This is a genomic window from Pseudarthrobacter sp. NamE2 (genome assembly GCF_005796205.1).
GTDB lineage: Bacteria > Actinomycetota > Actinomycetes > Actinomycetales > Micrococcaceae > Arthrobacter.
On the sequence record NZ_VAHN01000002.1, the window covers coordinates 201,469 to 215,176 of the forward strand.

Sequence of the window (13,708 nt, forward strand, 5' to 3'; positions counted from 1 at the left end):
GCCCGGAACTACTCCGGCAGCGGCCCGTGGTTTCCCTGGATGTGCTCGAACACCAGCGTGGTTTCCGTGTGTCCCACGACCGGGTCCGTAGCAAGGTTGTCCAGCACCCAGTCCCGCAGGTCTTCCGTGGTTCCGACCGCGATGTGGAGCAGGTAATCCACGGAACCGGAGGTATGGAAGGTGGACAACACCGCGGGCAGGTGCGGAACGCGGGAGGTGAAACGGTCAATCTGGTCGCGGTCGTGCGCGCGAAGACGGACCGCCACCAGCGCCTGCACCGACCTGCCGATGGCGGAGAGGCTGAGCTTGGCCTCGTAGCCCTGCACGATGCCGCGCTCGGAAAGGGCACGGGTGCGCATCAAGGCGGTGGAGGGGGCGATGCCCACCAGTTCGGCCAGCTGCTTGTTGGAGATCCTCGCATCGGCCACCAGTGCAGCCAGGAGCCGCTCGTCGATGGCGTCCAGCGGCTCCAGATGGGCTCCCGGCCTGGGATTCCTGGCGTTCGTGCTCACGGATCTTCCTTCCAACGGTCCTGTGTTCATCCTAGACCGCCGAATTCAGGCCATCACGCCTGTTCCCGCGCCTCCTGCCGAATTTCAGCAAGGGAAGAACCGGCCAGCAGGCAAATCATTCGCGACGCGGCGCTGGGCGGGATCATGCATGCGGCTCACTGCCCGTATGCACGGCGGCGATGGCGGCGCCGGTGACACAGGCAAGGACCATGATGGCCGCCGCCAGGGCGTCCCAGCCCCATGACTGGAACACCAGCCCACCGGCCCAGCCAATGACGCTGGATCCAAGGTAGTAGGCGAGGTTGTACAGCGAGGCGGCTTGCGCCCGCCCCGTGCTGGCAATGGCGCCCGTCCAGCCGGCGCCGATGCTGTGTGTTGCGAAGAAGCCCCCGGTGAAGACCACCAGCCCGGCCAGGATCAGCGGAAGGTGCGATGCGAGCGTCAGGGCAAGTCCCGCCGTCGTAAGGGCCAGCCCGGCGAGCAGGACGTTCCGCCGGCCGAAGCGCGTTGCCAGCCCCGCGGCCCAGCGCGACGAGACGGTGCCCGACAGGTAGGCCAGGAAGATGAAGCTGATCAGCGTGGCCGGGAGGCTGAAGGGTTCGCCGGACAACCGGAAGCCCAGGTAGTTGTAGACGGCCACAAAACCGCCCATCATCAGGAACGCCTGGACGTACAGGGCCAGCAGCCGGATGTTCCGCAGGTGGCCGCCGAGCATACGGAGTCCACCGCCGAACCCGGCGGCTCCTGCAGCCATGAATCCCCGGGCCTTGGGCACCAGGACCAGGAAGCCGACGGCGGCAAGGGTCGCCAGGGCGGACACGGCCAGGGCAGCTGCCCGCCAGCCCCACAGTTCCCCGGCCGGTCCGGCAACGAGCCGGCCCGCGAGGCCGCCAAGGGTTGTCCCCGCCACGTAGCTGCCCGCGGCCAGGGCTGCATGGGCCTTGGTTACCTCCTCATTGAGGTAGGCGATGGCGATGGCCGGGATCCCGCCCAGGGCCATGCCCTCGAGGAGCCGCAGGGCCAGCAGCACGCCGAAGCTGGTGGACAGCGGCACCAGCAGGCCCAGGATCGTGGCAATCGAAATGCCCCACGTCATCGCCCTGACCCGGCCGATCCGGCCCGCCAGGAACGACCAGGGGATGACAGTCACGGCAAGGCCCACCGTCGCAAGGGAGATGGTCAGGGCCGCCTCGGCCGCGGTGATGCGCAAGTCCGATGCCAGGAGCGGCAGGACGGCCTGCGTGGAGTAAAGCTGGGCGAACGTCGCGACGCCGGCGAAGGACAGGCCGGCGAGGATCCGTCCGTAGGCCTTGGACCCCTTCGGGTGTCCGTCCCAGAGCGGCAAGGACCCGGTGACGCTTGGTTGGTGCGGCATGCAGCAAGGGTAGCCCCGGCGCAAAGCATGCCTCCAATGCATAATTAGTTCACAATCGATCGCAAAAACGGATATATTCCGAAGTGGCGTTTGGGCGCTTAAATGGGAAATCGCGCTACTTAGTCAATTGAGGGCAGGCAGGGGAGAGGGGAGGAGCCCCAGGTGGAGGCGGACCACAAACAGTTGGTGCAACTGCTGCCGCTCATGCCCGTGCTGGCTGAGCTCGGACGCACGGCGCACGTGACTGGGACGGCCGAACTCCTGGGAGTACCCCAGTCCACGGTGAGCCGCGCGCTCGCCCGGGCCAGCGCCGTCGTCGGCACGGAACTCCTTGTCCGGGACGGCAGGGGCGTCCGGCTCACACCCGCTGCCCGCACCCTCCTGCCCTACATCGAGCAGGCACTGGCGGAGCTCCAGGCCGGGCTGGACCTGGTCCGGAATGAATCGGAAGTGGTGCGGGGCAGGATTTCGGTGTCCTTCCAGCACACCTTCGGCGAGGCCACCCTGCCCCTGCTCATCAGCGCCTTCCGCAGCCGCCATCCCGGCGCCGGTTTCGCCCTGAGTCAGGGCGCGCGCAACGCCTGCCTGGAGCAACTGGCCTCCGGTGAAGCGGACTTGGCCCTCACCGCGCCCGTGGGAACAGCGGGCAGGGATGTGGAGTCCGCGGCGCTGTACCGGGAGCCGCTCCGCCTGGTGGTGCATCACGGCCATCCGCTTGCAGGGCGTCCGACGGCGGCGCTCGCCGACATCAGGCATGACCCCTTTGTGGCCCTCGAGCCGGGGTATGGCATGCGCTCCCTCACCGACGCCCTGTTCCGGGAGGCGGGATACCGGCCCCGCATCGCCTTCGAAAGCCAGGACTCGCATACTGCCCGCGGTTTGGTGTCCGCAGGTCTGGGTGTGAGCATCCTGCCACCCGATGGCGACGGTCCTGGCCGGACGGTCAGCCCGGAGACCGGGAACCTGGGCTGGGTGGAGGTTCCGCTTGGGTCCGCACTGGCATTCCGCGAGGTGGGTCTGACCTGGCGGCGGCGCAAGCCCGGTACGGAACCGGTGCCAGTCCGGTTGTTCCGTGAGATGGTGGTCGCCGAGGGTCCCCGGCTGCTCGCCGGTCTGGTCAGGCAACGGACCCGGCGCTGATCCCTGCTGTTGCGGGCGGCTATTACTCTTGTGACGTGACCAACGCTGAAAAACCTTCCTCCCTTCCCGCGGATCAGACCGCGCCATCCGTCTTCACCGGGCCGGCCGGCGTCATCATCGGCCTGGACATTGGGGGGACCAAAACCCACGGCATCCGGTTCGAGAACGGAGTGGCCGTGGCTGACGAATCCGCCGGCAGCTCCAACGTCCAGAACGTCAGCCGTGAGGAAGCGGCCCGGAACATCGCCGACCTTTTCAGCCGTATCGGCGGCGGAACCGTGTCGCAGGTGTACGCGGGATCAGGCGGAATCGATACCGACGAGGACGCGGCGGCGCTCGCATCGCTGATCCAGCCGCACGTGCCCGGGGCCCGGGTCACCGTGGTCCATGACTCACGCCTGCTGCTGGCCGCGGGCCGCGCCAGCACCGGCGTGGCAGTGATCGCCGGAACCGGATCGGCCGCCTGGGGCAGGAACACTGCGGGCACCGAAGCCCGGGCAGGCGGCTGGGGCTATCTCCTCGGCGACGAAGGCAGCGGATACTGGCTGGGCCGGGAAGCAGTCCGGCACAGCCTCAGGCGCATGAACCAGGGGCTGCCGGTGGATGGCCTCACCGCTGCCCTGCTGCAGTCGTGCGGGGTGGACCACCCCAACCGGCTCATTGCGCTCTTCCACTCGCCGGACACCGGCCGCCGGTTCTGGGCGCAGCAGGCACGGCATGTGGTGGAAGCGGCTGCGGCGGGCCATCCCGAAAGCCAGGCCCTGTTGGACCAGGCCGGCCGGGACCTGGCAGCCCTGGCGCAGCAGGTGCTCCGCCAGTTGGGGGCAGCCGGGCCTGTCATCCTTGGCGGCGGGCTGGGCATGAACGTGGCACCGCTGCAGGAATCCTTCCGGCGGCACCTCGGCAGCGAGGGGGTCACCGATGTCCGCGTCCTGGACCAGGAACCGGTGTTCGGTGTGCTGCAGCTCGTGGCGGAGCCGGCCTAAGCCCGGCCCCTGAAGGGCCCGGTCTCAAACAGCCCGTTTCCGGGGTGTCAGCCTTACTGCCGGCAGCGGAGGAGCCGGGATGCGGCCGGCTTCGGCTCCCGCATCCTGGCCGTGGCCGGGGACCAGGCCGTACCTGGCTGCCGCCGTCTCCGGCTCCGGCAGCTCCGCCTGAGCCTCCCAGTCCTCCCTGGCCTGCTCCACTTCCTCGTGCGTGCGGCCCACGAAATTCCACCACATCAGCAGCTCCTCCTGGAACGGCTCCCCGCCGATGAGCAGGAAGCGTGTGCCCGGACGGGCCTCCAGCCGCAGTTCCGGCCGGCCGGTTCCCAGGTAGCCCAGCGGACCGGGAGGCAGCTCCTGCCCGTCCAGCGCCAGCCCGCCGTCGAGCACCAGGATGCCGTGCTCGAAGTCAGGGTTCAGGGGCAGCACCGCGGCACCCCCACAGGAAATGTCCGCACCCACAATCGGTGTGAACATTGTGGCTGCAGACGCCACGCCGGCCAGTTCGCCCACCATCACCGTGGCGGTGAAACCTTCACCGCTCACCTGGGGCAGCTGCCGGTGCTGCTCGAACGCCGGCTGCCGGTGCCGCTCGTCGTCGGGCAGGGCCACCCACAGCTGGAGGCCGCGCTGCAGGGGCAGTTCCTCCCCGGCCGGCGGAAGCATCGCGAATTCCGAGTGGGATACGCCACGGCCCGCCGTCATGATGTTCAGCTCGCCCGGGCGGACCACAACGTCGCTGCCCACGCTGTCGCGGTGGCGGATGTGGCCGGCCAGCGGCCAGGTGACCGTCTGCAGCCCGATGTGAGGGTGGGGCAGGACGGACATCGCGGTCCGGTCCGGACCGAAGCTGTCCAGGAAGCACCAGGCCCCAATGGTGGGCAGGCCGCGCTGCGGCAGTGTCCGCTGCACGTTCATGGCACGCACCCCGCCCAGCGGCACTTCGCGTTCGGGCCACAGCTGCAGGCAGGGGCCCGCGCTGCCCTCAGCGCCCGCCGGAGGACAAACTTCCTGCTGGGGGGATATCTCCAAGTTGGTCACCCTCCAACTTTAGGCCCGCGCCGGCGTGACGGGTCGGGGCGGGCGCTGTTTGCCCTGCCAAACGGGGAAGGGGCCCATCCGGAAGGTCCTCGGCCCCGAATGGTCACAGTAGGGATTCCTTTGCCCGGATTAGGTGCTGCTGCTGGTGATGCCGGCTCCGGATTGGGTTACCGTAACTACAGCGTGCCGATGACAGTGCCGCGGTGCCGGTTGGCGCCGACCAAGAGAACAGGTAAGTCCGCACCATGGACCAGGCGATGATCGAGTTTCAGAGCGTGACCAAGCAGTACCAAAGCGGGCAGCCGGCCGTGGACAACCTGTCGCTGTCCATCGCGAAAGGGTCCATCACTGTCTTCGTGGGACCGTCCGGCTGCGGGAAGACCACCTCGCTGCGGATGATTAACCGGATGGTGGAGCCGACGTCCGGCACCATCACCGTGGGCGGGAGGGACGTCACCTCGGTCCCGGCCGCGGAACTGCGCCGCTCCATGGGGTATGTCATGCAGCAGGCCGGGCTGTTGCCGCACCGCTCCGTGCTGGACAACATCGCCACCGTTCCCCGGCTGAACGGCGTGCCAAAGTCCCAGGCCCGCAAACGGGCGGAGGAGCTCCTGGACGTGGTGGGACTGGCCCGCCCGCTCGGAAAAAGGTATCCCTCGCAGCTTTCCGGCGGCCAGCAGCAGCGCGTGGGCGTGGCCCGCGCCCTCGCCGCGGACCCGCCGGTGCTCCTCATGGATGAACCCTTCAGCGCAGTTGATCCGGTGGTACGGGACGAACTCCAGCAGGAACTGCTGCGGCTGCAGAAGGACCTGGCCAAGACCATCGTTTTCGTCACCCACGACATCGACGAGGCCACCACGCTGGGCGACAAGGTGGCCGTGTTCGCGGTGGGCGGCAGGCTGGCCCAATACGCCACACCGGAAGAGATCCTGCGCGCCCCGGCCAACGACTTCGTGGCGTCCTTCGTGGGCAGGGACCGGGGGTTCCGGCACCTTGGGTTCACTCCGTCCGACGGCGTCACGCTCCACCAGGTGCCGACCATTGTCCAGGGACCGTCCGGTTCCACGTCGGATCCTTCCGCTGCCGGCGGCTGGCAGCTGGTGGTGGACGAGGCAATGCGCCCGCTCGGCTGGTCCATTCCCGGATCCGAAACGGAGGTCATTCCCGGTGGTTCCCTGTTCCACCCCGGGGACAGCCTGCGCCGGGCCCTGGACGCGGCGCTGTCATCGCCGTCGGGCCTGGGCGTGGCAGTGGACGCCGAAGGCCGGGTCCGGGGAGTCATCCGCGGCGGCGAGGTCCTTGCCCTGATTGAAGAGGCACGCCAGCTGCGGCAGGCTGCCCTCTGATGGAGTGGTTCCTCGCCAACAGCGGCATGGTGCTGGACCGCGCGGGCCAGCATATGGTGCTGGCCATCGTGCCCATGGTCCTTGGGCTGCTGGTTTCCATCCCGCTGGCCCAGCTCGCCCGTCAGCACCGCGCCCTGCGGTCCGTGGTGCTGACAGCCTCATCGCTCCTGTACACCATCCCGTCGCTGGCCCTGTTCATCATCCTGCCCACCATCCTCGGCACCCGCATCCTGGACCCGCTCAACGTGGTGGTGGCCTTGACCATCTATGCCGTGGCACTGCTGGTCCGCGCAGCCCTGGACGCCTTCGATTCCGTGGACGCTGACGTCAGCCAGGCCGCCGTGGCCATGGGCTACAAGCCGCTCGCCAGGTTCCTTCAGGTGGACCTCCCGCTGTCCCTTCCGGTCCTGTTCGCCGGTCTGCGGGTAGTGTCGGTGAGCAATATTTCCCTGGTGAGCGTGGCCGCGCTGCTGGGGATCGGCAACCTCGGCATGCTGTTCACCTCCGGCCTGCAGCGCGACTTTGTGACCGAAGTGGTAGTGGGCATCGTTGCCATCCTGGTTTTGGCGCTGCTGATGGATGCCCTCCTGGTCCTGCTCGAGCGGATCCTTACGCCCTGGGAGCGGGCAGGGAAGGGCCGCGGTCCGCGGACGCAACCGGAGAACGCCGGCGGGGCTGCCGACGCTGACCTGGGCCTGTCCCTGCCGAAGACCGGAGGAAACGCATGAGCGTCTTCTCCGATACCTTCGCCTGGCTGGCCGACCCGGAGAACTGGACAGGCAGCACCGGTATTCCCGCCCGGCTGGGCGAGCACCTTCAGTACACCGGGCTGGTGATGCTGATTGCCGCAGCCATCGCCGTGCCGGTGGGGCTCTACGTGGGACACACCGGCAGGGGACGCGTGGCCATCGTTGGGTTGGCAGGCGCCCTGCGCGCCCTGCCGACGCTCGGCCTGCTGACCCTCTTCGTGCTGCTCGCCGGCATCGGGCTGATGCCGCCGGTCTGGGCCCTGGTCATCCTCACGGTGCCGCCGCTCCTGGCCGGAACCTATGCCGGAATTTCCAGCGTGGACCGCAACGTGGTGGACGCCGCCCGCGCCATGGGGATGACCGAACTGCAGGTCCTCTTCCGGGCGGAGCTGCCCAACGCCCTGACCGTAATGTTCGGGGGCTTTCGGACCGGCGTGCTGCAGGTGATTGCCACGGTGTCCGTGGTGGCCTACATCAACCTCGGCGGCCTGGGCCGCTACCTCTTTGACGGCCTGGTCCTCAGCGACTTCCCGCAGATGCTGGGTGGTTCCCTGCTCATCGCGGCGCTGGCCATCGCCGTCGATCTTCTCCTTTCCCTGTTCCAGAGGCTGTTCCTGACCGCAGGCGCCGCCCGGCAGTCCCGCCGCAGCCAGCAGGCTGCGGCCGATCCCACAGGCCCCGTACCCGCGGAGGCTGTTGTCCAAGGAGGTAAACCATGAAACAAAGCCATCACCCACGCCTGGGCAGGCGGTCCTTCGGCGGGCTGGCCGCAGGGCTCGGACTGGCAATGGCGCTGTCCGCCTGCGGTGGCTCGTCCGATCCCCTGGACGATGCCCCGGCGACCAGTGCCGAGGCATCCGGCGGGGCGACTTCACTGGTGGTAGGCTCGGCCGACTTCCCCGAAAGCCAGATCATCGCCGAACTGTACGCAGGGGCGCTCAACGCCGCCGGCGTCACGGCCACCACCAAACCGAACATCGGCTCCCGCGAGGTCTACTTCAAAGCAGTAGAGGACGGTTCCGTGGACGTGGTGCCCGACTACACAGGCAACCTGCTGCTGCACGTGGACAAGGAAGCCACCGAGGAATCGGCCGAGGACATCGCCGCCGCCCTTCCGGACAAGCTGCCGGACGGCCTCGCCGTGCTGGAACCGTCAAAGGCGGAAAACAAAGATGCCATGGTAGTCACCAAGGCCACGGCGGAGAAGTACCAGCTGAAGTCCATCGAGGACCTGGCCAAGGTCTGCTCCGAGATCACCGTCGGCGCCCCGGCCACCTTCGCCGAGCGGGCCTACGGGCTGCCGGGCCTGAAGGAGAACTACAACTGCGAGCCCCGGAAGCTGGAGCCCTTCAGTGACGGCGGCGGCCCGCTGACCCTCAAAGCGCTGCTCGAGGACCAGGTGCAGGTGGCGGACATCTACACCACCACCCCGTCCATCGCGGACAATGACCTGGTGGTCCTGGAGGATCCCAAGAACAACTTCATCGCCCAGCAGGTTGTCCCGCTCTACAACGAGGCCAAGATGACGGACAAGGCCAAGGAAGCGCTGAACAACGTCTCCCGGATGATGACCACGGACGACCTGATCAACCTCAACCGCGCCGTCAGCGGCAGCCAGAAGCAGGGCGCCAAGGAGGCGGCCGACGCCTGGCTGAAGGAGAAGGGCATCGCTAAGTAGGCACCTTCCGTGCAGCCGTCAGGCTGCCTGCACGGTGATTACGACGGCGGGTGCCGGGCTTGCAAAAGTCCGGCAGCCGCCGTCGTGCATGTGTGGGCGACGTCTCAACGGCCGAACATCACACTTGTGGCATATTTGAGGAATGGCAGAATTCAGGCAGTCCACGAAGCTCAACAACGTCCTTTACGACATCCGTGGACCGATCCTGCAGGCCGCCCAGCAGATGGAAGCCGAGGGCCACCGGATCCTCAAGCTCAATATCGGCAACCCCGCGCCGTTCGGCTTCGAAGCGCCCGACGCCATCCTGGTGGACATGATCCGCCACCTTCCCCACGCCCAGGGCTACAGCGATTCCCACGGCATCTTTTCAGCCCGCACCGCCGTGTCGCAGTACTACCAGACCCGCGGCATCCAGAACATCCACGTGGACGACATCTACCTGGGCAACGGGGTCAGCGAGCTCATCACCATGTCCCTGATGGCCCTGCTCGACGACGGCGATGAAGTCCTGATCCCCACGCCCGACTACCCGCTGTGGACCGCTTCCGTGGCGCTGGCCGGAGGCAGGCCCGTCCACTACCTCTGCGACGAGGACTCCGGCTGGCAGCCTGACCTGGAGGACCTCGAAGCCAAGATCACGCCCCGCACCAAAGGCATCGTGGTGATCAACCCGAACAACCCCACGGGCGCCGTCTACCCCAAGGAGACGCTGAAACGGATTGTTGCCCTGGCCGAGAAGCACGGCCTGGTGCTGTTTGCCGACGAGATCTACGAAAAGATCCTCTACGAGGATGCCGTCCACATCAACCTTGCCGGGCTCACCGGCGACCACGTCCTGTGCCTGACCTTCAGCGGATTGTCCAAGGCATACCGCGTCTGCGGCTACCGGGCCGGCTGGATGGCCATTTCCGGCCCCAAGAAGGACGCCGCCGACTACCTTGAGGGCATCAGCCTGCTGGCCAACATGCGGCTCTGCGCCAATGTCCCGGCGCAGCACGCCATCCAGACGGCCCTGGGCGGATACCAGAGCATCAACGACCTGATCCTGCCCGGCGGACGCCTGCTGGAACAGCGCAACAAGGCCTATGACATGCTCAACGCCATTCCCGGGGTGAGCACGCAGCAGGCCAGGGGAGCCCTGTACCTGTTCCCGAAGCTGGATCCCGAGGTCTACCACATCCGCGATGACGAGAAGTTCGTCCTGGACCTCCTCCGTGAGCAAAAGATCCTCGTCTCCCACGGACGCGCCTTCAACTGGGTGCGGCCGGACCATTTCCGCATGGTCACCCTGCCGAACGTGAAGGACATCGAAGAGGCCGTGGGCAGGATGGGGGACTTCCTGAGCAGGTACCAGGGGAACTAGCCTGTGCTCACGGGCGCTTTCGGCCCGGAAGCACTTCGCGGAAAGGATTCCCTATGGCAGGCGCCCTTCGGTTCGAACAGCATCCTTCTGAAACCCTGAGGGCAGGCGACGGATTTTGCCTGTCCGATATCGACCCCGACTCCACTCCGGGCTACACCGGAACCAAGGATGACGGCAAGGCGCTGCTGGGCGAGATGGACGACGAGCTGGCCGACCTGCAGGAAAGGCTGTTCGCCGAGTCCCGTTTTGGCGGCCGCAAAAGGATCCTGCTCATCCTGCAGGCCATGGATACGGCCGGCAAGGGCGGCATCGTCAAGCACGTTATGGGGGCGATGGATCCCCAGGGTGTGCAGTTCAAGGCATTCAAGGCGCCCACCACGGAGGAGAAGTCCTACGACTTCCTCTGGCGGATCGGGAAGGAGGTCCCTGCGGTCGGCATGGTGGGGGTCTTCGACCGGTCCCACTACGAGGACGTCCTGATCCATCGCGTCCACCGCTGGGCCAGCCCGGAGGAGATCAAACGGCGCTACGTGGCCATCAATGAGTTCGAGGGGCGCCTCATCGAATCGGGGACAAGGGTGGTGAAGGTGATGCTACACATCAGCGGCGAGGAACAGAAGAAGCGGCTGCTGGCCCGGCTGGACAACCCGGCAAAGCACTGGAAGTACAACAGGGGCGACCTCGACGAGCGGGCGTTCTGGGACGACTACATGAACGCCTACCAGGCTGCCTTCGACGAAACCAGCACACGGGACGCCCCTTGGCACGTGATCCCGGCCAACAAGAAGTGGTACGCCCGCATCGCCGTGCAGCAGCTGCTCATCGGTGCGCTGGCGGAGCTGAACCCCGAATGGCCGAAAGCGGACTTTGACGTCCCCACGGAGCGCGAACTGATCCTGCGGTCCTGACAGGCCCTGCGGCCCGTTTCCGTTCCGGGGCGGATCCTAGAGCGGCTGGTCGCGGGAAGCGGCCAGCCGCTTCCTTGCCCCCTCCAGCCATTCCTCGCAGCGCGCTGCCAGCGCTTCACCGCGTTCCCACAGCGCCAGCGATTCTTCCAGGCTCGCGCCGCCCGCTTCGAGCCGGCCGACCACGGCAATCAACTGTTCGCGCGCTTCCTCGTAGCTCAGGCCCGCGACGCCGGCGTCCGTTTTCTGCTCACTCACGAGCGTCTCCTTCTTGCGGATTGTCGGGATTGGATCCTTGGGTGCCTGCAGCCCCTGTGGAGGTTGCGCCGAAACGGCCTTCCGCCACGCGGATGGACAGCGACGTGCCGGCAGGAGCATCCGCCGGACGCCGCACAACGGCGTGTCCGGCGATGGCTGCCGGACCTGCCTGTTGGCCTTCGAGCTCGACGACGGCGTACCCCCGGTCCAGCGTCTTCTGCGGCGAGAGCGCACGCACCTGGGCCTTGAGGTGTTCAAGCTGGTCGGCGGCACGGACCACTGTGGAATTCACCGCCGCGGAGGACCTGCGCAGCAGCCGCTCGACCTCCTCGGCGCGGACCGTGACCAGCCCTTCCGGCGAGGCCAGGACCGGCCGCGAATGCAGGGACGCCAGCCGGTCCGTTTCCCGGTCCACGAGGCGTTCAATGCAGCGCCGCAGCTGGTCCCGCGCCTGCCGCACCCCGGCCAGTTCCTCGGACACCTCGGGAACGATGCGCTTCGCGGCGTCCGTGGGCGTGGACGCCCGCAAGTCCGCGACATCGTCCAGCAGCGGACGGTCCGCCTCATGCCCGATGGCGCTCACCACCGGTGTGGCCGCCGCAGCCACCGCCCTGATCAGTTCCTCGCTGTTAAAGGGCAGCAGGTCCTCGAGCGCACCGCCGCCGCGGGCGATGACGATGACATCCACCACGGGATGGGCGTCCAGCTCACGAAGGGCCTTTACAACCTGGGACACCGCGGTGTTGCCCTGGACAGCCACCTCGCGGACTTCGAATTCAACGGCAGGCCAGCGCAGGGCGGCGTTCCGCAGGACGTCTTTCTTGGCGTCGGAATCCCGGCCCGTAATAAGTCCGATGCGGTGCGGGAGCAGCGGGAGGGGTTTCTTGCGTGAATCCGCGAAAAGACCCTCGGCGGAGAGCGCCTGCCGCAGCCGTTCGATCCGGGCGAGCAGGTCGCCGAGGCCCACGGGGCGGATATCGCGGACCAGCATGTTGAGCCGGCCGGTCTTCAGCCAGAACTCCGGTTTCAGCAGGGCAACCACGCGGGATCCGCGCTCCAGCGGCAGGTTCTGGCGTTCGAGCACCTTGGTCCACACCGACGCGGGCAGAGACACTTCCGCATCGACATCCCGCAGCGTCAGGTAGGCGTTGCTGCCGCGGCGGTTCAGCTCGATGACCTGCCCTTCCACCCAGGCCGAGGGAGTGCGGTCGATATGCGCCTTGAGCTTCTGCGAGAGCAGCTGCAGCGGCCAGGGGTTGTCCGGCGTGGTTTCAGCGGCCGTGGCGGGAAGGGTGGAGGGGGCTGTGCCGGGCAGGGAAGCCTGTTCAGACATGCAAACGCCCTTGCGGGACTGGTGCTGCGGGCATGGGGTCCTTCGTCTGTTGTACGGCGGTCATTCAACCTTATCCATAAGCTGTAGCACGCGGGACTGACAGAATCCGGCCAGGATCCCTGCCTAGGATGGGGGACTACCGCCACCAACCTGAAGGATCTGCTGTGCGCACTTTTGTCTCCGCCGTTGCCACCGTGCTGGGTGTGCTGCTGGCCGCCGTGGCCGTGCCCGCCATCTGGCTGGACCGGAACATTGTCCAGGAGGATGGTTTCGTGGCGCTGGCGGCCCCGCTGGGCAAGAATTCGGAGTTCCAGCAGCAACTGGCGACAGCCGCCGTGGGAACCATCGATACCAGTGCCGTCCCCGGATTCCTCTCCAACCTCGTCCAGCCGGTGCTGGAGCAGGCCGCCACCTCCATGGCAGGACTGCCCGGCTATCCCGCAGCGTGGGAGGAAACACTGCGCAGAAGCCACCGCCTGAGCTTTCCCCAGCCTGGTGATGATCCTTCTGCCGCCAAACCGGTCTCGTCACTGACTTTGGACGTTGCCCCGCTGGTGGCCCTGGGCGTGCAGGAGATCTCTACTGCCACCCGCCTTCCGCTGGAACCGCCGGGGGAGACGCTGATCAACGTTGGTGAGCCGGCACAGCGGGAATGGACCGAACGCCTGGCCACGTACGCCCCTATGGGATACCTGCTTGCCGCCGGTTCCGGGGTTGCCCTCCTTCTTGCGCTCGTGGCAGCCCGGCGGCGCTGGAAAGTGCTGGTGGGAGCCGGCCTTGGCGGCCTGCTGCTGGCCGGCCTCTGGGTTGTGGGGGTGCAGATTGGCTCCGCGGCGGCACTGGCCACGGACACCGGAAACGAAGTGGCCAACCTGTTCCGGGACGAGTTTGTGGCAGCGGCCAACGCCGACTTCATGGGTTGGACCGTGGCCGCGGCGGTCACGGGCGCAGTCCTGCTGGTGATGGGCATTGTGGCGGGCATCGCATCGCGGAGGCGGGCCGGCACAAGCCGGTAGCATGGA

Annotated in this window: 14 protein-coding genes; 9 read left to right on the forward strand and 5 right to left on the reverse strand. The window is 67.3% G+C overall.

Annotated elements, in window-relative coordinates:
* Positions 1-8: 8 nt before the first annotated feature.
* Both FDW83_RS03890 and FDW83_RS03895 read right to left on the reverse strand, forming a co-directional pair.
* Entirely contained in the window at positions 9-512 is a 504-nt protein-coding gene (locus FDW83_RS03890; protein ID WP_138136274.1) for an Lrp/AsnC family transcriptional regulator, read from the reverse strand.
* 142 nt (positions 513-654) lie between these two features.
* Positions 655-1,887, reverse strand: coding sequence for an MFS transporter (locus tag FDW83_RS03895; RefSeq protein ID WP_240720836.1), 1,233 nt, complete (start codon positions 1,885-1,887; stop codon positions 655-657).
* Between the two features lie 162 nt (positions 1,888-2,049).
* Between FDW83_RS03895 and FDW83_RS03900 the strand changes: the two genes are divergently transcribed.
* Entirely contained in the window at positions 2,050-3,027 is a 978-nt protein-coding gene (locus FDW83_RS03900) for a LysR family transcriptional regulator (RefSeq protein WP_138136276.1), read from the forward strand.
* A gap of 35 nt (positions 3,028-3,062) precedes the next feature.
* Positions 3,063-4,013, forward strand: coding sequence for an N-acetylglucosamine kinase (locus FDW83_RS03905; RefSeq protein ID WP_138136277.1), 951 nt, complete (start codon positions 3,063-3,065; stop codon positions 4,011-4,013).
* A gap of 24 nt (positions 4,014-4,037) precedes the next feature.
* On the opposite strand, the gene FDW83_RS03910 is transcribed toward FDW83_RS03905, so the two are convergent.
* Positions 4,038-5,054 (reverse strand): pirin family protein, encoded by a 1,017-nt coding sequence (locus tag FDW83_RS03910; protein ID WP_138136278.1) that lies wholly within the window; start codon positions 5,052-5,054, stop codon positions 4,038-4,040.
* 245 nt (positions 5,055-5,299) lie between these two features.
* On the opposite strand from FDW83_RS03910, the gene FDW83_RS03915 reads away from it, so the two are divergent.
* The 6 genes from FDW83_RS03915 (at position 5,300) to FDW83_RS03940 (ending at position 11,098) form a co-directional block, all read left to right on the forward strand.
* Complete coding sequence (locus tag FDW83_RS03915) at positions 5,300-6,400, forward strand: ABC transporter ATP-binding protein (protein WP_138136279.1); 1,101 nt, start codon at positions 5,300-5,302, stop codon at positions 6,398-6,400.
* Positions 6,400-7,128 carry an ABC transporter permease gene (locus FDW83_RS03920; RefSeq protein ID WP_138136280.1) on the forward strand — a complete coding sequence of 243 codons (729 nt, stop codon included), beginning with the start codon at positions 6,400-6,402 and terminating at the stop codon, positions 7,126-7,128. The genes FDW83_RS03915 and FDW83_RS03920 overlap by 1 nt, the downstream gene beginning before the upstream one ends.
* On the forward strand, positions 7,125-7,868 hold the full coding sequence (locus FDW83_RS03925) for an ABC transporter permease (RefSeq protein ID WP_138136281.1): 744 nt from the start codon (positions 7,125-7,127) through the stop codon (positions 7,866-7,868). The genes FDW83_RS03920 and FDW83_RS03925 overlap by 4 nt, the downstream gene beginning before the upstream one ends.
* On the forward strand, positions 7,865-8,827 hold the full coding sequence (locus FDW83_RS03930; protein WP_138136282.1) for an ABC transporter substrate-binding protein: 963 nt from the start codon (positions 7,865-7,867) through the stop codon (positions 8,825-8,827). Before FDW83_RS03925 ends, FDW83_RS03930 begins: the two co-directional genes overlap by 4 nt.
* A gap of 142 nt (positions 8,828-8,969) precedes the next feature.
* Positions 8,970-10,190, forward strand: a complete 1,221-nt coding sequence (locus tag FDW83_RS03935) for a pyridoxal phosphate-dependent aminotransferase (protein ID WP_138136283.1) — start codon at positions 8,970-8,972, stop codon at positions 10,188-10,190.
* A 53-nt stretch (positions 10,191-10,243) separates the two neighbouring features.
* On the forward strand, positions 10,244-11,098 hold the full coding sequence (locus tag FDW83_RS03940; RefSeq protein WP_138136284.1) for a polyphosphate kinase 2 family protein: 855 nt from the start codon (positions 10,244-10,246) through the stop codon (positions 11,096-11,098).
* A 36-nt stretch (positions 11,099-11,134) separates the two neighbouring features.
* On the opposite strand, the gene FDW83_RS03945 is transcribed toward FDW83_RS03940, so the two are convergent.
* Positions 11,135-11,353, reverse strand: coding sequence for an exodeoxyribonuclease VII small subunit (locus FDW83_RS03945; RefSeq protein WP_138136285.1), 219 nt, complete (start codon positions 11,351-11,353; stop codon positions 11,135-11,137).
* Positions 11,346-12,686: an exodeoxyribonuclease VII large subunit gene (gene xseA, locus FDW83_RS03950; RefSeq protein WP_138136286.1), complete on the reverse strand. Its 1,341-nt coding sequence runs from the start codon at positions 12,684-12,686 to the stop codon at positions 11,346-11,348. The genes FDW83_RS03945 and xseA overlap by 8 nt, the downstream gene beginning before the upstream one ends.
* A gap of 164 nt (positions 12,687-12,850) precedes the next feature.
* Here xseA and FDW83_RS03955 point away from each other — a divergent pair, with 164 nt between their 5' ends.
* Positions 12,851-13,702, forward strand: a complete 852-nt coding sequence (locus tag FDW83_RS03955; protein ID WP_138136287.1) for a hypothetical protein — start codon at positions 12,851-12,853, stop codon at positions 13,700-13,702.
* The last annotated feature ends 6 nt before the right edge of the window (positions 13,703-13,708 follow it).